Raw genomic sequence first — 18,577 nt, 5'->3', positions numbered from 1 at the left:
CTTGACGACGACCGACTTGCGCCCGGGCGTGTCCACGCTGGCCGACCAACCCAGCGCCGCCTCCCGTTGGCGCTGGGCCAGGGTGCGATTGAAGGCCAAGCCCGCTTCATAGGGGTTGGAGGCCACCTCGCCCGAGAAGGTTCGGTAGGCCTGGACCATGAAGATCGTATCGACCCCGATGACGATCGCGAAGAACAGCACGATGCCGATCAGCACGTGCCAGCCAGTGATGCGCCCCTTTTCGGGCGACGCCTTGGGAATCGGACGCGCGGCGCTGGTCATTGCGGGTTCGCGGCTCCAGAGAGGAAGACGGTCTTGGCGTCGGCCTGGACGTCACCCGAGCGGATGACGAAGCGTCCGGGAACGCTGGCGGCCAGGTCGGTGTCGGCGGGGGCCGTAACGAAAACGCGCAACGGCACGACTTGGTCGGGCGGAACCACCACGGAGATATGGTCGCCATGCTCTCCAGGCTGGCTCAGCCGCGCGCCCTTCACGCCTTCGAACGTGATGTCGAAGCGTTGCTCGACAAAGGTTCTGTTGCCGATCTTGAGCGTATAGCCGTCGCGGACCGCCCCGTCGTGCATCCGGACGAAGACCGGGTTGCGGTCACGGATGACATGCAGATCCGCCTCTGGCCGCGAGATCAGCGACCATAGCGTCAGACCGCCCACGACGGTGAGCGCCAGGGCGTAGTAGACCGTGCGGCTGCGGATCGGGAAGTATCGCGGCTTCTCGCCGGCGCCGCGATGCGAGACCGCGGCCTCGGAATCGTAGGCGATCAGACCCGTGGGCCGGTCCATCTTGATCATGATGTCGTCGCAGGCGTCGACGCACAGGCCGCAGTTGATGCACTCCAGTTGCGCGCCGTCCCGGATGTCGATGCCCATCGGACAGACGACCACGCACTGACGGCAGTCGACGCAGTCGCCCCGGCCTTCCCAACTCTGGCCCTTCTTGTGCGGGCCGCGCGGTTCGCCGCGATAGCCCAGATAGGTCACCTGCAGCGAGTGGTGGTCCAGCATCGCGCCTTGAATGCGCGGCCAGGGGCACATGTAGGTGCAGACCTGCTCGCGCATCCAGCCGGCGAAGATATAGGTCGTACAGGTGAGCAGCAGGCACGAGACGTAGGCCGTGATCGGCGCGTCGCCCGTCCAGAAGGTGCGAAGCAGCGTGGGCGCGTCATGGAAGTAGAAGATCCAGGCGCCGCCGGTCCCGAAGGCGATGGCCAGCCAAGTCAGGTGCTTACCGGTCTTGCGCCACAGCTTGTTGAACGACATGGGCGAGGCGTCCAGACGCATGCGCGCGTTCCGGTCGCCTTCGAACAGGCGCTCGACGACGATGTAGAGGTCGGTCCAGACGGTCTGCGGACAAGCGTAGCCGCACCACAGACGGCCGAAAAGCGCTGTCACCAGGAACAGCGCCAGGGCCGACATCACCAGCAAGCCCGTGAAGATGTAGACTTCCTGCGGCCACAGCTGAATGTCGAAGAAATAGAAACGGCGGCCGGTGAAATCGACCAGCGCCGCCTGTTGCGGGAAGCCTTCGGGACGCGACCAGCGGATCCAGGGGGTGATGTAGTAGATCCCCAGCGTGAGGATGAGCAGAGCCCACTTCACGTTCCGCCACTTGCCGTGGACCAGCTTGGGATAGATGGGTTCGCGCGGCTTGTAGAGACCGCCCTTGGCGTCCCCCTTTCCCTTGGCCCGGACGGCGGCCGAGACCGCCGTCCGGTTTTCAGGTTCGGGAGGCCTGTTATCGATAAGCGTGGGCATAGCCCTTACTGACCACCCGCGTTGGAGTGAATGTAAACCGAGAGCGCCTTGATCGTTTCCGGGCTCAGGCGACCGCCCCAGGTGGGCATGACGCCGCCGTTGCCGGCGAAGATCTGCCCACGGATGGCCGTGCGGTCGGAACCATACAGCCAGTCGGCGTCGGTCAGGTTCGGCGCGCCGACCGCGACCATGCCCTTGCCGTCGACACCGTGGCAGGCCGAGCATTGGGCCTCGAACAGCGGCGCGGCGCGAGCCACGGCGCCGGCGTCGGCCGGACGGTTCGACAGCTTGACGACGTATTCGGTCAGATCGTCGATCTGCTCGGGCTTGAGCATCTCGTCGCGGCCGAACGCCGGCATCATGGACATGCGAGCGCCATCGGCGCCAGTCCGGATCCCGTGGGTGATGGTGTACTGGATGTCCTCCAGCTTGCCGCCCCACAGCCAGACGTCGTCGCGCAGGTTCGCGTAGCCCTTGCCGCCGGTGCCGCCAATGCCGTGGCAGGTGGCGCAGTTGTCACCGAACACGGATTGGCCGACCTGCTGGGCGTAGGCTTGGAGCTTGGGATCCTTTTCGATCTGCTCCAGGCTGGCGGTGCGAAGCATCGCCGCCCCCTCGCCGCGCTTGACCTCGAGAGCCGTCAGTTGCCTGCCGATCTCGACGCGGTCCGACTGGTGCAGCATGCCCTTGGTGTAGCCGTGCAGGCCCGGCCAGGCCGGCATCGCCACCCAATAGGCGATCGAGAAAGCGATCGAGCCGTACCAGACCCACAGCCACCAGCGCGGCAGCGGATTGTCCAGTTCCTTGATGCCGTCCCACTCATGTCCGGTCGTTTCGACGCCGGTGGCGTGGTCGGTCTCGCGTTCGTGAGCCATCAGGAGAGCTCCTCGTCGTCCAGCGGCATATGCGCGGCGTGTTGGAATTCGGCCTTCTTGGAGGGCCATAGGGCGTAGGCGACGCCGGCGAGGAAGATCAGGCCGAAATAGATCAGCCCTCCCTGCTGCGCGATGCGCGCCACGGTTTCATAGGTCAGGCCGCTCATCGCTGGTTCTCCGGCGCCTGGGCCTTGTACGACTTGAAGTCGACCAGGGTGCCCAGCATCTGCAGGTAGGCGACCAGAGCGTCCATCTCGGTGATCTTGTTCGGATCACCGTCGAAGTCGCGGTTGGCGACCTTGGCGTCGTAGCGGCCACGCAGGGCCACGGCGTCGGTCGAGAACGGATCGGCCTGGGCCTCGAGATCCTTCTTGGCGTTGGCGATCTGGTCGGCCGTATAGGGCACGCCAACGGTGCGGAGGGTCTTCATGCGGTCGACGATGTCGCTGTAGTCCAGGTCCTTTTCGGCCAGGAACTTGTAGGGCGGCATCACCGATTCCGGCACGACCGAGCGCGGGTCGATCAGGTGGTCACGGTGCCAGGTGTCCGAATACTTGCCGCCCACGCGCGCCAGGTCGGGACCGGTCCGCTTGGACCCCCACTGGAACGGGTGGTCGTACATGCTTTCGGCGGCCAGGCTGTAGTGACCGTAGCGTTCGACTTCATCACGCAGCGGGCGAACCATCTGCGAGTGGCAGACGTAGCAGCCCTCGCGGACGTAGATGTCGCGGCCCGCCAGCTCGAGGGGGGTGTAGGGACGCATGCCCTGCACCTTCTCGATCGTGCTTTGCAGCCAGAACAGGGGGGCGATCTCGACCAGGCCGCCGATGGAGACGACCAGGAGGATGCCGACGACGAGCAGCAGCGAGTGCCGCTCAAGCTTGGAGTGGTGCTTCCACAGAGACATCGGAAACCTCAGGCGATCGCGGTGGCGGAAGCGGTCGAAGCGTCTTGCGCCACTTGGGCGTCAGGCGTCCGGATCGTCATCCACATGTTGTAGATCATGATCAGGGCGCCGCTCAGGAACATCAGGCCACCGACGGTGCGGATAATGTTCTCGATGTGCTTGGCCGAGACCGTTTCAATGAAGCTATAGGCCAGGAAACCTTGCGGCGTGTATTCGCGCCACATCAGGCCTTCCATGATGCCCGACACCCACATCGCGGAGATGTAGAGCAGGATCCCGGTGGTCGCGATCCAGAAGTGCCACTCGATCAGCTTCATCGAGTACATTTCCTTCTTCTTCCACAGCCACGGCACCAGGCAGTAGACCGCGCCGAAGGTGATGAAGCCGACCCAACCCAGGGCGCCGGAGTGCACGTGGCCAATGGTCCAGTCGGTGTAGTGCGACAGCGCGTTCACGGCGCGGATCGACATCACCGGACCTTCGAAGGTCGACATGCCGTAGAAGGCGATGGCGACGACCATCATCCGGACGACGGGATCGGTGCGCAGCTTGTCCCACGCCCCCGACAGGGTCATCAGGCCGTTGATCATGCCCCCCCAGGACGGCATCCACAGCATGATCGAGAAGGTCATGCCCAGGGTCTGCGCCCACTGCGGCAGGGCCGTGTAGTGCAGGTGGTGGGGACCAGCCCAGATGTAGATGAAGATCAGGGCCCAGAAGTGCACGATCGACAGGCGATAGCTGTAGACCGGGCGTTCGATGCGCTTGGGCACGAAGTAGTACATCATGGCCAGGAAGCCGGCGGTCAGGAAGAAGCCCACCGCGTTGTGGCCGTACCACCACTGGGTCAGGGCGTCCTGCACGCCGGACATCACGCCGTAGGACTTGTGGTTCAGCAGGCCGACCGGAACGGCGGCGTTGTTGACCAGGTGCAGCAGAGCGATGGTGATGATGAAGGCCAGATAGAACCAGTTGGCCACATAGATATGCGGCTCCTTGCGCTTCCAGATCGTACCCAGGAAGACCAGCAGATAGGCCACCCAGACGATCGTCAGCCACAGGTCAGTGTACCATTCGGGCTCGGCGTATTCCTTGCTCTGGGTCGCGCCCATCAGATAGCCGGTCGCGGCCATCACGATGAAGAGCTGGTAGCCCCAGAACACGAACCACGGCGCGATCCCGCCGGCCAGGCGCGCCTTGCAGGTGCGCTGGACGACCCAGAAGGACGTCGCGATCAGGGCGTTGCCGCCGAACGCGAAGATCACCGCCGAGGTGTGCAGCGGCCGCAGGCGACCGAAATTCAGGAAGCCGAATTCCGGGAAATAGAAGATCCTCGGCCAGGATAGCTGAGCGGCGATGATGACGCCGACCAGCAGACCGGCCGCGGCCCAGAACATGGTGGCGATGACGCCAGCCTTGATCACGTTGTCGGAATACTGGTCGGGATGCTCGCGAAGCGTCCCGCCGGACAGGCCGGCGTTCAGGACGAACGCGGCGATCACGCCAGCCAGGGCCAAGGTTTCGGCCTGAAGGCGGAAGATCGGGTCATGCGTGAGACCCGCCCCCAAAATCGCCAAAAAAGCGCCAACAATGGAGAAGATAAGGAGCAGGCTGGATCCGGCGGGCGGACCAGAACTGGTGGTGGAGGGGGCGGACATGCGGACTCCGTGAGTCGAACCTAGGCCAGAAGGGGTGTCACACGATCGGAACTGTGGCTTTGATCTGTCTCAAAGCCAAGACAGCCTTGCTGAGTGACCCTGCCGCCAATTCGGAGTCGTCCATGCTCAAAGAGCTTTTTCGCTACGTTCCGCCGGTGACCGGTCTGGCCGCCTTGGCCGCTTGGTTCATCGCCTTGCAACAAGCCATGCCGCGCCTGTTGGCGGGGCCCTTGTGCAGTTCCCAGCAAGATACCTGGGCGTTCGCGGGCCACTGCCCCGCCTGCTACGTGGCCGCCCTGCTGACGATCGTCTTCCTGACCTCGCTGATCGCCGCCGGGAAAGAACACGGGCGCTCGATTCGCACCGTCCTGGCCGTCCGATAGGCGACACGAACGGCGAATTTCCCACGGTCGCCGCCATTTTCCGGCGCGACGCCGTGCGGCTATTCGCCGCGGCTTGAGCGCCCCCCTGGACGGGTTTTAGCGTCGCCGGCTTAGCCTCCGGCCCGACAGCGCCTTCAACACTCCGCCAGAGCGCCATCCTAACGAGGCCGTTCGCTCCAGCAGAGAGGGTCATTAGCCCCCTCCCCGCCTTCGGCGACACCAGGCGCGCGCGACGCGGAGAGACGCGCGCTTCGCCTCGTTTTACGCACACGAAAGCCCCCCGACTTGGCTGTCGAGGGGCCTTTTTGCGTCGCCGGAAATTTTCGGGGCACGTGGACCGAACGCTCGGCGAAGCGTCCGGTCGCTCCCGATCCGCGCCGTACGCCCGGCGCGGATCAAGCTCTGACTATTCAGCGGCCACGGGTTCGACCACCGTGGCCTTGGCCCGGCCGCGACGCACGCCGCCCAGCACCAGCTTGGCCGCGAAGGCGGCCAAGGTCAGGGCCCCGCCGGCGAACACGATGTCGCCAGGCACGCGCATCCAGACCAGCGTCTCGACCAGCTTGGAGTGGATGACCGCCGGAGAGCGGGCGAACCACAGGCCATGGTCGATACTGGCGAAGGCCTGCACCACGCCGACCGGCAGCAGCGACAGGAAGATCATCATCGCCAGACCGCCGTTCAGCAGCCAGAACGTGATCGCCAGCAGGCGGTCGTCCCAGGCTTCGCGACGCGCCAGGCTACGCAGGCAGAACAGCAACAGGCCGACGCCCAGCATGCCGTAGACGCCAAACAGCGCCGCGTGGCCGTGGGTGGCCGTCGTGTTCAGCCCCTGGATGTAATAGAGGCTGATCGGCGGGTTGATCATGAAGCCGAAGACGCCGGCGCCCAGCAGGTTCCAGAACGCCACGGCCACGAAGAACAGGATCGGCCAGCGATAGTCGGCGACCCAGGGCGCGGCCTTGGTATGACGCCAGTTCTCGAAGGCCTCGACGCCGATCAGGGCCAGCGGCACGACCTCGAGGGCCGAGAACACCGAACCGATCGCGATCACCGACACCGGGGTGCCGGCGAAGTACCAGTGGTGGGCGGTGCCCAGCACGCCGCCGAACAGGAAGACGATCGTGCCGAACAGAACCGCGCCGTTGGCGGACTTGGCGCGAACCAGGCCCAACTTGACCATCAGCAGGCTGATGACCGCGGTGGCGAACACTTCGAAGAAGCCTTCCACCCACAGGTGGACGACCCACCAGCGCCAGTACTCGACCATGCTGATGTGGGTGTGTTTGCCCCACATAAAGCCGGCTCCGTAGAACAGGCCGATGGCGACCGTCGACAGGAACAGGATCAGCAGGACGGGCTTGCTTTCCGACGGGGTGCGCAGGGCCGGCCACAGGGCGCGACCGACCAGCACCAGCCACAACATCAGACCGACGAACAGCAGGGTCTGCCAGAAGCGGCCAAGGTCGACATATTCCCAACCCTGGTGGCCGAACCACCAGTTGACGTCCAGGCTGAACACCTGCTGCACGCCCAGCCACTCGCCGGCCATCGAACCGAGGACAACGAAGACCAGGGCTCCCCACAGGACGTTGACGCCCAGCTTCTGGAATTTGGGCTCGTGGCCCGAGATCATCGGCGCCACGAACAGGCCCGTGGCCAGCCACGCGGTCGCGATCCAGAACACAGCCAGCTGGGTGTGCCAGGTGCGCGTGACCGCGTACGGGATGATGTCGGAGATGCGCACGCCATAGAAGTCGTGGCCTTCGACGGCGTAGTGAGCGGTCACCGCGCCCAGGCCGACCTGCAGCAGGAAGAGCCCGATCACGGTCAGGAAATACTTGCCGGTCGCCTTCATCGAAGGCGTCAGCTCGATCTTGGCCAGAGGGTTCTCGGCCGGCGGAGCCAGATGCTCCTCGACCTTGGTGCGAGCGTGCCAGAACACCAGCGCGCCGACCGCGAAGATCAGCAGGATGACGCTGGCCACCGACCACACGACGGTGGCGGAGGTCGGCGTGTTGTCGATCAGCGCCTCATGCGGCCAGTTGGCCGTGTAGGTGATCGCCTGATCGGGGCGGTTCGTGCTCGCCGCCCAACCGGTCCACCAATAGAAGGCGGCGATTTCGGCGCGACGGGTCGGATCCTTCACCGCGCCGTTGGCGATCGCGTACTGCTCGCGCAGACGCTCCTGGCTCGGGTCCGAGCCCAGCAGGGCCAGATAGTGCGACTTGACCTCGGCGATGGCCTTGGCTCGGTCGGCGCTGACCGCGATCACGCCCGTCTTGGGATCGTAGGTGTTGGCGCGGGTCTGGGCCTTCAGGCGGGCGCGGAGCGCGGCCTGCTGCTCGGCGTTGAGCGTGTCATAGGCCACGCCATGGTCGCGGCGCGCCCAGATGTCGAGCAGGGCGACGGCCTCGCGGTGGATCTGGTCGGCCGACCAGTCCGGAGCGACATAGCCGCCGTGGCCCCAGATGGAGCCAACCTGCTGGCCGCCCATCGATTGCCAGGCCAGTTGGCCCGACTCGATGTCGGCCTTGGTCCAGATCACCGAACCGTCCTCAGCCACGACGCGGCTTGGAATCGGCGGCGCCTGCCGGTGGATTTCTCGTCCCATCAACCCCAGGACGGTGAAGGACACCGCCATGACCAGGGCGAGGACGAACCAAAGTCGTCTTGTGTTCATCTCGCTTCCCCTCGCCGTGGAAAAGCCCAACCGGCGTCGCTGCGAGAGTGGCCCGTCGGCGATTCTCCGACGTTGTTCAGGAGCAATGTCCCGCGTCAGACCGCAGGAGCGTGACGGGTCTTGGCCTGCGGCAAGCGTTCGTCGAACAGGGCCGCGACCACGCGCATGAGACGGCGCGCCGACTCCGGAATGGTTAGGCGTCGGCCATCGCGCACGCAGAGTCCCGCGTCTTGCAGCGCCCCGGCGTCCGCCAAGGCCGCATCAAGACGATCCTCGGCGACGCCATGTTCGCGACACACCACGCCGACGTCGACGACGAGATCGCACATCAGCCGCTCGATCACCGCCGCCCGCAGGCGGTCGCCCGCGCTCACGGCCAGGGCGCGCTGGAGCGGCAACCGTCCCTCGCTCACTTCTCGAGACCATACATCGGTGGCGATGGCGTTCTGCACGAAGCCCTGCCGGAACTGCCCGATCGATGAAGGCCCGATCGGCGCCAGCACGGGGGCCGGATCATCGGTGTAGCCCTGGAAATTGCGCCGCAACCGCCCTCCGCGGGCCGCAACCGCCAACCGATCGTCTGGCAAGGCGTAGTGATCCAGGCCGATTCGCACGTAGCCGGCGGCGACCAAGGCGGCATCGGCGGCATCGGCCTGGGCCCAGCGGCCGTCAAGATCGGCAAGGTCAGCCTCCCGGATCATCACCTGGTGCTTCTTCATCCACGGGACGTGAGCGTAGCCGAACACCGCCACGCGATCGGGGCGTAGCGACACCGCCAGCTCGGCCGAGGCGAAGACATTGTCGGGCGACTGGCCTGGCAGGCCGTACATCAGGTCGAAGTTCAGACCGCCGACGCGCGCGGCCCGCAGTTGCTCGACAGATTGAGCGACCCGTTCGAAAGGCTGCACCCGGTTCACCCTTGTCTGGACGTCCAGGTCGAAGGTCTGCACGCCCAGGCTGGCGCGCGTGACGCCCGCCTCACCCATCGCCTCGACGAAGGCGGCCGACAGAAGGCCTGGATCGACCTCCACCGCGATCTCCGCATCGTCGCGGACGGCGAGCCGGTCCTTGAGGCGGCCCGACAGGCTCAGAAAGTGCTCCGGCGAGAGCGCGTTCGGACTGCCGCCGCCGAAATGCAGGTGGGCCAGACCATCGTGCTCACCCAGGCGATCGGCGACCAGATCGACCTCGCGCATCAGAGTCACATGGAAGGCGTCGACCCGATCGTAGGTATGAACGATGGTGGTGTGGCACCCGCAATACCAGCACATGCGCTTGCAGAAGGGCACGTGGACATAGGCCGACAGGCGCTCGTCGGCGCGGGTAGCCCCGCTCCAACCCTCCGCCCCGACGGCCTCTGCGGCCTCGAACGCGACGGCGGTCGGATAGCTCGTGTAGCGCGGCAGGTTCCGGGCCGCATGGGTACGCTGGACAGGACTGAGAACCGAGGTGTTCACGCGCAAAGCTCCGCCAGTTCGTCTTGCCGACGCAGGCGGATCCGGCGGGTCGCGCGCGCGTCGATCATTCCCATGTCTTCCAGTTGCGACAGCGTGCGGGACACGGTGTGGATGGTCAGGCCCAGATAGTCGGCGATGTCCTGCCGGGTCATGGGCAACTCCAGTTCGTCGTCCGCGCCCAGGCGGTCGGCGAACGACACCAGGAAGGCCGCCACGCGCTCGGTGGCGCCAAGCCGGCTCAGCATCGAGGCGTGGTCCTGGCAGCGGCGCATTCCGCAGACGGTCAGGGCCCACAGCCTCTGGCCCAGCAGGCCATTCTCGACCGACAGGCGCTGCAGGACGCGGCGAGGCGTCGCGCGCAGAACAACCGGTGTCATGCCCTCGGCGGTGCAGAGATGCGTCTCTCCCGCCTCCAGGCCCAGAACGTCGCCAGGCATATGGAAATCGCAAACGTGCCGCCGGCCATCGCCCAGGATCCGGTAGGATCGGACGGCGCCCGAGACGATCTGATAGACAGCCTCGGCCTCTTCCCCTTCCGCGAAGATCTCTTCGCCGGCCTCGCGGCGGATCACGACGCCCAGGGCGCCGAGGGGCTCGTCCAAGCCCAGGACCGACGGAGGCGGCCCATCGCGCAGAGTGGCGGCGGCGGCGGCGACGGAATGGAACGGAACAGGCATTTGATCACCGCGTCTGGTGGCGTTCGATGCTCCAAGGCCTAACGCGAGCGTCCCCCGCTCGAGAATTCGGGAATTGCGCCTAGGTAGATTTCCGGGATTAAGCCTTCCCTCGCGAAGGATTAAACCGCTGCATCGCTCGTTGGGCTTAGGAAGTCTGAAGATGTCGTCGGCAATCGACCCCGATCTCCTGATAGGCGCGGACATGTTCGGCCAGCTGGATACGGACGCCCGCACGGCGGTGCTCGCCGCCGGAACCGTCCGTCCGTTGGCCCAAGGCCGGCTCATCTTTTCGCAGGGCGACCCGGGCGTCACGTGTCACTCACTGCTCAAAGGACGGGTGAAGATCGTTCAGGCGCGACCGGATGGCGCACAGTCCGTCATCCGCTTCATAGGTCCCGGCGAAATGTATGGGACTGTCGCGGCCCTGATGGATCGGCCGTTTCCCGCCGACGCCGTGACGGTTGTCGACAGCCTCGAGGTCTATTGGCCGGTCGGCGTCATGCGCCAGCTGATGGGACGCTATCCCGAGATCGCCATGGGCTCCGCCGCCTCGGCCGGCACGCGGCTGTTCGAGTTGCAGGACCGCGTCGGCGAGCTGGCAGGCGAGAAGGTCGAGCAACGGATCGCCCGTGCTCTGACCCGCCTGATGCGCCAGGCAGGCCGTCGCACGCCGCAGGGAATCGAGATCGACTTTCCGATCACGCGTCAGGAACTGGCCGAGATGGCTGGCTCGACCCTGCACACCGTCAGCCGCACCCTGGCGGCCTGGGACGATCGAGGCGTAACCAGCAGCAGCCGGCGGCACATCGTCGTGTGCAAGCCACACGTGCTGCTCGAGCTGGCCGACCCGGCCTGACCGCCTCGCCATCGACGCCATTGTCCTTGCGCTCGGACGTCTCGGCGACGCCCGAGCGATGTCTAGACCGGCGTCGGTCCTCCGAACCTTGTGCGGGCGCAAGCTGAATTAAATCAGTGGACGAGCCCGCGCCGGGGTCGCGTCCTTGCTCGCCGACAATTTCGTCGGCCTGCGAATCCGCCAGCGTCGGTCGCCCACCAGGAGCCCGACCATGACCTTCGAAACATCGCTCGCCGCCGAGATATGGGCGTCGAAATATCGCTTCAGCCCGCCGGACGGCGGCGGCGACGCCACCATCCAGGACACCTGGGCCCGCGTCGCCGAAGCGGTCGCGGAGGCCGAGGCGCCGGAGGATCAAGCCGCCTGGCGAGCGCGCTTCATGGACGCCTTGTCGGACTTCCAGTTCCTGCCGGCCGGCCGCATCCTGGCCGGCGCGGGCACGGCGCGGGTCGTGACGCTGTTCAACTGCTTCGTCATGGGAACCCTGCCTGACGACCTGGCGGGCATCTTCGCTCACCTGCGCGAGGCGGCCGTCACGATGCAGCAGGGCGGCGGCGTGGGCATGGACTTCTCGACCATCCGTCCCTGCGGAGCCCCGGTGCGCGGCGTCGGAGCCGACGCTTCGGGCCCCATCAGCTTCATGGACGTCTGGGACTCGATGTGCCGCACCATCCTGTCGGCCGGTCAGCGCCGCGGGGCCATGATGGGCTGCCTGCGCATCGACCATCCGGACATCGAGGCCTTCATCGACGCCAAGCGCGACCCTCAGCGGCTGCGAAACTTCAACCTCTCGGTCCTGGTCACCGACGCCTTCCTCGAGGCGCTGGGTCGCGATGACGACTGGCCGCTGGTGTTCGAGGGTCAGGTGTTCCGTACGGTTCGCGCCGCAGATCTGTGGGAGCGCCTGATGCGGGCCACCTACGACTGCGCCGAACCCGGGGTGATCTTCATCGACCGGGTCAACGCCATGAACAACCTGGCCGACTGCGAAACCATCAGCGCTTCCAATCCCTGCGGCGAGCAGATGCTGCCTCCCTACGGCGCGTGCCTGCTCGGCTCGATCAATCTGGCCAGACTCGTGCCCGAGCCGTTCGCGGCCGACGCGGCGCTGGACGAGGAACGCCTGGCGGAACTGACGCGGATCGCGGTCCGCATGCTCGACAATGTCATCGATATCTCGCGCTTCCCGCTGGACGCTCAAGCCGACGAAGCGCGCGCCAAGCGCCGGATCGGCCTCGGCGTCACGGGTCTTGCCGACGCCCTGATCTTCTGCGGACAAGCCTACGGCTCCGACGAGGCCGCCGAGACCACCAAGCGTTGGCTGGGAATCATCAAGCGCGAGGCCTACCGAGCCTCGGCCGAGCTCGCCGCGGAAAAAGGTCCCTACCCGCTCTATGACGCGGCGATCCTGGATCGCCCCAACCTTGTCGGCCTGGACGAAGACACCCGCGCGCTCATCGAGCGCCACGGATTGCGCAACGGCTGCCTGACCTCGATCGCGCCCACCGGGACAACCTCGCTGGTGGCCGGGAACGTCTCCTCCGGGGTCGAACCGGTCTTCGCCTACGCCTACGCGCGCAAGGTCCGCCAGCCGGACGGCTCGACCCGCGAAGAGGCCGTCGAGGACTACGCCCTGTCGGTCTGGAAACGGATCAAGGGTGACGAGGCGCCGCCGACGAATGTCTTCGTCACCGCGCAGACCCTGACCCCGGCCCAGCATCTGGCGATGCAGGCGGCCGCCCAGCAGATGGTCGACAGCTCGATTTCCAAGACGGTCAACTGCCCCGAAGACATCGACTTCGCGACCTTCTGCGACGTCTACCTCGAAGGCTGGCGGATGGGCTGCAAGGGCCTAACGACCTATCGCCCAAATGCGGTGACCGGTTCGGTGCTGTCCGTGGCGTCGTCGACGCCGGCCGGCGATCCGGAGCCAGATCCGGGCCCCCTGACCCCACGCGGCGACGCGCTGGAAGGCGTGACCTACAAGATCAAGTGGCCGCACAGCGCCCACGCCGTCTACGTCACGATCAACGATGGTCCCGACGGCGTCCGGCCGTTCGAGATCTTCGTCAACTCCAAGAACATGGAGCACTACGCCTGGACGCTGGCCCTGACCCGGATGATCTCCGCGGTCTTCCGGCGTGGCGGCGACGTGGCCTTCGTGGCCGAGGAACTGAAGGCGGTGTTCGATCCGCAGGGCGGCGCCTGGCTTTCGGGCCGCTATGTTCCGTCCCTGCCGGCGGCGATCGGCGGGGTGGTCGAACGGCATCTGGCCCGCGCCACCACCGGCGTCACGCGCGCAACGGAGCCTGAACCGGACGCGCCGGTCGTCACGACCTTCCGCCCTCGCGCCTGCCCGCGCTGTGGCGGCGTCAACCTGCTGCGCAAGGAGGGCTGCGACAGTTGCCTCGATTGCGGCTACTCAAAGTGCGGCTGACAAAAAAGGGCCCCGCCGAAGCGGGGCCCTTCTTCTTTGGGGCGCGATCCGAACGACGGATCAGAGCTTGAATTCCAGGCTCGTCCAAACCCGGGTAGCGTCGGGATAGGTCGAACCCGAGGCGTCGAAACGGGCGACGCCCACATCCAGGTTCCAGCCCTTGACCAGCGGAGCCGACACGGTGATGTCGAACTCGCGGCCCAGCCGATCGGAACCCTTCACGGTCCTGAAGTCGTGGGCCTCTCCGGTGAGCTTGATCGGATGGACGACCTTCACCGTCGCGCCGGCGCGAACGAAGATGTCGTCGACGCCCCTTCCCGGCGTGGCGCCGATCACGTCCGACAAACCCTGGAAGCCGTGCGTCGTGCCCAGCGGGGTCTGGAAGCCGTGGACGCCGTCCCCGCCGAGGCGCTCCCAGGCGAGCGCGGCATTGACCGTCTTGCCCTTCAGGCCAGCCGACAGCACGTGGTAGCTGAGGCCGAAGTCCTGCGGATTGTTCCCCCAATCGTATTGGCGCGCGTATTCGACTTCCCAGGTCGCGGCCAGACCCGGTCCGACCGGATGGGCGCCGGTCAAGCGCGCGCCAAACGTCTTGGACGACTGGGTCGCGGCGTTGTCGATGTCCAGGAGGATCGTATAGGCCGAAGCGTGACCCATCACGCCCAGATCGGTCTCGGCCTGGGCCACGTGTCCCTCCCCGCGCCAGACGCCTTGCGACGACTCCCGGCCCAGCGGGCGGCGAACCTTGTCGATGTAGGCGTAGGTCAGGACGACCTTCTTGGTCGGCGATATCACGATCTTGGCGGCGTCGAAGGTCTGCTCGTTCTGACGCCAGCCGACATTGCCCACGAAGCGGGCATTGCCCAGAATAATCCGCTGGCGGCCGGCGATCACGTCGAAGCGGTTGTTGGGTCGCCATTCCAGCTGCGCGCGATTCAGTTCGGTGATCTCGGGATCGGGGATCACGGCGTGCCTGGGATCGGCGCGGACGCCATCGGCATAGCTGTCGTCCAGCGCGGCGATGGCCTCGCCCTCGACCAACAGGCTCACGCCCGAGAAGGTCGGGCTGCGCCAGCCCAGGCGCAGGCGTTCGGTCAGCGCCGTGGCGTCGGGACCGGTCGGGGAATAGTCCTCATAGCGCAGGCGGGATTCGAGGATGATCTGGCCGGCGGCGGGGGCGGCCATGGCGGCGGCCGGCGCGGCGAAGGCGAGCGCGGCCAGGCCCGCCGCCGTGAAGCGTGGGTTCGTTTTCATGATGACTCTGACTGACTTTGGAAAAAGTTCGGGCGGACGCCTGAGACGCCCGCCCGCGATAAGCCGTTCTTAGTGGCCGCCGCCCTTGTGGGGGTTCGGCGGCGCCGAGTAGATGTCCGGCGCGTCGGCGCCTTCCACATGCAGGATGCCTGCGCCGCCGCGCTCCAGGCGGCTCAGAGCGTGGTCAACCAGGATGTAGTTGCCCGGGACCTCCAGCTTGAAGTCCACCACGGTGGCGCCCCCGGGGGCGACGGTGACGGTCTGCACGTCCTTGATCGGGGTGCTGGTCAGCGACCCGTACGGATAGACATGGTCGAAGATCTCGCCGATCACGTGGAAGCTCGAGGTCTTGTTGGGACCGCCGACGCCGAAGTAGATGCGGACGCTCTCGCCGACCTTGGCCTTCAGCTGCTTGTCGCCGGTCAGAGCCTTGAACGCACCGTTGAAGACGTAGAATTCAGGCTGTTCATTCAGCAGCTTCTCGGGGCTTTCGTTCAGCAGACCCTTCGAACCCAGGGCCTCGTCGGTGTAAACCTCGCCCTGCATCACGTAGAACTCGTGGTCGACCTTGGGCAGACCTTCTTCCGGCTCGACCAGGATGGAGCCGTACATGCCGTTGGCGATGTGCGAGGCGACCATGGGCGTGGCGCAGTGATAGACATAGAGGCCCGGTTGCGTGGCCTTGAACTTGAAGGTCTTGGTCTCGCCCGGATCGGCCATGGTGGCGACACCGCCGCCGCCCGGACCGGTGACGGCGTGGAAGTCGACATTGTGCATGTGCTCGCTGTCGGCGGCGTTGGTCAGGCTGACCTCGACCGTGTCACCGACGCGCACCCGCACCATCGGGCCGGGAACCTTGCCGTTGAAGGTCCAGAACTTGTAGGTGGCGCCATCGGCCAGCTTGCCGACGACTTCCTGGGTGACGAGGTCGACCTTGACCACAGCGGGGGCGCGGCGCGCGATCGGCGCGGGCAAGTCCGTCGCCGAACGAACGATGTCGGCGGGCTGGGCGGGAGTCGGCTCCGGCGCGGCGTAGCTGGCGGTGGCCAGGGCCATGGTCGCGGCTGCGGCGAAGAGAGCGAGGGCTTTCATCTTTATCCTCTTAAGCGCCCGAACGGCGCTGACCCCCGTGGATTTACGCCTCCATCTTTTCGCCACGTTGTGCGTGAGCAACCTGAGCCTTGCGTGCGCGGCCTACAAACCCTTAAGGGCCAAGCTCAGAGCTTCGGCGCTCACTTGGCGCAGCACGCTATTGGGGTTCTCGAATACCGCGGCGTTGGCGCCGTGCTCGCGGCACTCGACCGACGCCACCCAGCACCGCCCCTTGGTGGCCGCGTCGACCAACGCCTGGGCGTGCTCGAAGACATAGCCGGCCAGGGCCTCGGCGCTCACGCCAGGCACGATCCTCACCTGCGCCACGCCCAGACGCTGCAAACGTTCGAACTCGGCGCGAGCGGGATCATCCGCCGCCACCAGCAAAGTGTGATCGAAGATGTGGTGCAGCCATTCGCGAATGGCGCCGAACCCGCCCTTGCCGAAATCCACCACCCAGCCGCGAGCATCCAATTGCTCGGCCGCGAAGTTGAAGACGAAGCCCAGCGAATAGCCGTGTAGCAGCTGGCAGTGGCTATCGGCGGCCCATTGACGGTAGGCGCAAGACAGGCCGCGTTCGGCGCCATAGGTCTTGATCGACCTATAGGCCATCAGGCGTGCCCCTCGACGTGCGCGGCCTTCTCGCGCCCCGCCTGCCCCATCACCGCGCCGCCGACCGGCAGCGGATTGTCGATCAGCGGATCGGGTCGGGCCAGCCGCGCCAGCGCCGAAGGCCGGGCGATGGTGACGAGCGGCCCATCCACCCTCACACCATACTCGGCCAGGGCGGCGAAGGAGCGCGACAGGTTCTCGGGGGTCATGCCCAGCAAGGACGCCAGCATTCGCTTCTGCAGCGGCAGGCGCAGCACGCCTCCGCCGCCCTGGCGGCGCTGCTGGACCAGCAGATAGTTGGCCAGTCGCACCAGCGGCGCGCGCAGCTTGTGGCTCTTGAGCGTCCTGACCAGGCCGCTGTAGCAGCCCGAGAGCTCCTCGATCACCGCCAGAGAGACGCCCTGGTCCTCGCGGACGACCCGTCGGAAGAGCTCACCCGGGATCATCAGCAACTGGCTGCGCGCCAGGGTCCGCGCCGTCATCAGGGCTGGGGCCTCGAGAACGACCGAGGCCAGGACAAAACTTGACAGAGGTCGCAGCACCGCGAGCGTGGAGTCGCGATCGCCCCAGGTTCCCTCCAGTTCGACCGAGCCTTCGAGCAAGACATAGAGGAAGTCGTTGACCTCCCCCTCAGCCACGAGTTCCGCCCCCTTGGGCGTCCATTGCAGGAACGCGCCCTGACTCAGCAGGGCGAGCGATTCGGGACTGGCGGAAGCCAGCAGCGGAAGATCGCGGACGCGGGTGAGGTCAACGGGCTTGATCGACATGGACCACCTCGAACGGCAAAGGGAACCCCTGGCTTTATGGCCAGCGGACCGTCCCGACGTTGCGGTTCGTCAATCTCGGCCGTGATTTAAGTCGCGGAAACGTGGTGGTGTCCCGCGCGCCCGTGCAGATAGCCGTTGACGAGCGGGCCCGGCGGTTCAGAGGCCAGCACGGCTTCGCGCAGGGTGTTCGCCGACGAGGCGCCATGAGCGAACGCGCCGAACGCCGCCAACAGCCGCTCGGGATCTCCGGTGTGCGGCGACACGCGCAACGCGGTCACGCCCGCCCGCCGCAGGGCCTCCGGCGCGAGATCGGCCAACTCCACGCCATAGGACAGGGTCTGGATGCCGTTGACCGCCAGCAGCGCCTCGCCCTCCAGGGTTCGCACGGGCATGCCGTCCGGATCGTCCTCGCAGGCGAACAAGCACTTGTCCTTGTGCAGCTTCCGAGCCCGCGCGTGATAGCAGCGTCCCGACAGCGCCAACGGCATCCGGCCATAGGCGAAGAGCTCGATCTCTAGCGCGGGATAGGCGCGGCTGATCTCTCCGATCACGTCCAGCGACAACTCCACATTGGGGCAGAGCCGTTCGCAGCCGCGCTCGATCAAGGCTCCGACCGCGGCCTCGTTGTAAAGGCTCAGCAGCGGTCCCGCGACGAAGGGCGTTCCGGGCGGAAGACTGGCCAAGGCGGCGAAATCGTTGATCTCGATCCGCTCGCCCGCCGCCGCCAGATCCCGAAGTCCCTGCGCCTCGCGCGGCGTCGCCGGCATGGCCTGGCCAGCCCACACGACCTCCTTGCCCGCCGCGTCGAGCCTTTCAGCGGCCTCGGCCAGGGCCTGGGCGGCCAGCGGCGCGCGCTTGCCGCACACCACCTCGCCTAGATAGACGCGGGCGACGTCCGGATTGTTCGCCACCGCGCGATAGAAGTCGGCGATGCGCTCCGGCGACCAAAGAAACATCAGCGGTCCGACGGTCAGCTCGAAATCGATATCGCTCATCGCCATTGCCGCCTGTAGGCCCCGGTTGTTTCGCGCCCGCCTTCGGCGAGGTCGGTCAGCATCGCCTCGAAGGGCGCCGTGTCGCCGCCGGCGTCCAGCGCGTCGATCGCGCCTCGGAAGGCGGCGGTCACCCGGCTGACATAGGTCTTGCC

At 66.4% G+C, this 18,577-nt stretch carries 17 protein-coding genes; 3 read left to right on the top strand and 14 right to left on the bottom strand.

Translation table 11 applies throughout. The annotated features are described in order from the left end of the window. The 6 genes from VJ655_RS02415 to ccoN all read right to left on the bottom strand — a co-directional run. Positions 1-282, bottom strand: a 282-nt coding sequence (locus VJ655_RS02415) for a FixH family protein (RefSeq protein WP_324097877.1), incomplete at its 3' end; no start/stop codon positions are given. Beyond that, a complete protein-coding gene (ccoG, locus tag VJ655_RS02410) occupies positions 279-1,772 on the bottom strand; it encodes a cytochrome c oxidase accessory protein CcoG (protein ID WP_324097875.1) in 1,494 nt (497 codons plus the stop codon). The genes ccoG and VJ655_RS02415, both read right to left, overlap by 4 nt. Positions 1,773-1,777: 5 nt before the next feature. Beyond that, positions 1,778-2,647 carry a cytochrome-c oxidase, cbb3-type subunit III gene (gene ccoP, locus VJ655_RS02405; protein ID WP_324097873.1) on the bottom strand — a complete coding sequence of 290 codons (870 nt, stop codon included), beginning with the start codon at positions 2,645-2,647 and terminating at the stop codon, positions 1,778-1,780. Beyond that, complete coding sequence (locus VJ655_RS02400; RefSeq protein ID WP_324097871.1) at positions 2,647-2,814, bottom strand: cbb3-type cytochrome c oxidase subunit 3; 168 nt, start codon at positions 2,812-2,814, stop codon at positions 2,647-2,649. The genes ccoP and VJ655_RS02400 overlap by 1 nt, the downstream gene beginning before the upstream one ends. Next, the gene (gene ccoO, locus VJ655_RS02395; RefSeq protein WP_324097869.1) at positions 2,811-3,554 is read right to left on the bottom strand and encodes a cytochrome-c oxidase, cbb3-type subunit II; all 744 of its coding nucleotides are present in this window, start codon (positions 3,552-3,554) and stop codon (positions 2,811-2,813) included. The genes VJ655_RS02400 and ccoO overlap by 4 nt, the downstream gene beginning before the upstream one ends. Positions 3,555-3,562: 8 nt before the next feature. Continuing rightward, positions 3,563-5,212, bottom strand: coding sequence for a cytochrome-c oxidase, cbb3-type subunit I (gene ccoN / locus VJ655_RS02390; protein WP_324097867.1), 1,650 nt, complete (start codon positions 5,210-5,212; stop codon positions 3,563-3,565). 122 nt (positions 5,213-5,334) lie between these two features. On the opposite strand from ccoN, the gene VJ655_RS02385 reads away from it, so the two are divergent. Beyond that, positions 5,335-5,595: a hypothetical protein gene (locus VJ655_RS02385; protein WP_324097865.1), complete on the top strand. Its 261-nt coding sequence runs from the start codon at positions 5,335-5,337 to the stop codon at positions 5,593-5,595. A gap of 406 nt (positions 5,596-6,001) precedes the next feature. Here VJ655_RS02385 and VJ655_RS02380 read toward each other — a convergent pair whose 3' ends face one another. The 3 genes from VJ655_RS02380 to VJ655_RS02370 all read right to left on the bottom strand — a co-directional run bounded on the left by VJ655_RS02380 (position 6,002) and on the right by VJ655_RS02370 (position 10,412). Continuing rightward, positions 6,002-8,278, bottom strand: coding sequence for a nitric-oxide reductase large subunit (locus tag VJ655_RS02380; protein WP_324097863.1), 2,277 nt, complete (start codon positions 8,276-8,278; stop codon positions 6,002-6,004). A gap of 95 nt (positions 8,279-8,373) precedes the next feature. After that, entirely contained in the window at positions 8,374-9,735 is a 1,362-nt protein-coding gene (gene hemN, locus VJ655_RS02375; RefSeq protein WP_324097861.1) for an oxygen-independent coproporphyrinogen III oxidase, read from the bottom strand. Beyond that, entirely contained in the window at positions 9,732-10,412 is a 681-nt protein-coding gene (locus tag VJ655_RS02370; RefSeq protein ID WP_324097859.1) for a helix-turn-helix domain-containing protein, read from the bottom strand. Before VJ655_RS02370 ends, hemN begins: the two co-directional genes overlap by 4 nt. 160 nt (positions 10,413-10,572) lie before the next feature. On the opposite strand from VJ655_RS02370, the gene VJ655_RS02365 reads away from it, so the two are divergent. Further along, complete coding sequence (locus VJ655_RS02365; RefSeq protein WP_324097858.1) at positions 10,573-11,268, top strand: Crp/Fnr family transcriptional regulator; 696 nt, start codon at positions 10,573-10,575, stop codon at positions 11,266-11,268. 211 nt (positions 11,269-11,479) lie between these two features. Then, positions 11,480-13,705 carry an adenosylcobalamin-dependent ribonucleoside-diphosphate reductase gene (locus tag VJ655_RS02360; protein ID WP_324097856.1) on the top strand — a complete coding sequence of 742 codons (2,226 nt, stop codon included), beginning with the start codon at positions 11,480-11,482 and terminating at the stop codon, positions 13,703-13,705. A gap of 60 nt (positions 13,706-13,765) precedes the next feature. On the opposite strand, the gene VJ655_RS02355 is transcribed toward VJ655_RS02360, so the two are convergent. From VJ655_RS02355 to ubiV, 5 genes are all read right to left on the bottom strand, one after another. After that, positions 13,766-14,959, bottom strand: a complete 1,194-nt coding sequence (locus VJ655_RS02355) for a hypothetical protein (RefSeq protein WP_324097854.1) — start codon at positions 14,957-14,959, stop codon at positions 13,766-13,768. Between the two features lie 69 nt (positions 14,960-15,028). Then, on the bottom strand, positions 15,029-16,051 hold the full coding sequence (nirK, locus tag VJ655_RS02350; protein WP_324097853.1) for a copper-containing nitrite reductase: 1,023 nt from the start codon (positions 16,049-16,051) through the stop codon (positions 15,029-15,031). A 102-nt stretch (positions 16,052-16,153) separates the two neighbouring features. Beyond that, positions 16,154-16,663 carry a 6-pyruvoyl trahydropterin synthase family protein gene (locus VJ655_RS02345; RefSeq protein ID WP_324097851.1) on the bottom strand — a complete coding sequence of 170 codons (510 nt, stop codon included), beginning with the start codon at positions 16,661-16,663 and terminating at the stop codon, positions 16,154-16,156. Then, positions 16,663-17,430, bottom strand: coding sequence for a helix-turn-helix domain-containing protein (locus tag VJ655_RS02340; RefSeq protein ID WP_324097849.1), 768 nt, complete (start codon positions 17,428-17,430; stop codon positions 16,663-16,665). The genes VJ655_RS02345 and VJ655_RS02340 overlap by 1 nt, the downstream gene beginning before the upstream one ends. Positions 17,431-17,516: 86 nt before the next feature. After that, positions 17,517-18,425 (bottom strand): ubiquinone anaerobic biosynthesis protein UbiV, encoded by a 909-nt coding sequence (gene ubiV / locus VJ655_RS02335; protein ID WP_324097847.1) that lies wholly within the window; start codon positions 18,423-18,425, stop codon positions 17,517-17,519. Positions 18,426-18,577: the final 152 nt, after the last annotated feature.

The sequence above is a fragment of the Caulobacter sp. genome, assembly GCF_035254145.1.
Classification (GTDB): Bacteria; Pseudomonadota; Alphaproteobacteria; order Caulobacterales; family Caulobacteraceae; genus Caulobacter.
This window is presented reverse-complemented; position numbering and strand designations above follow the sequence as displayed.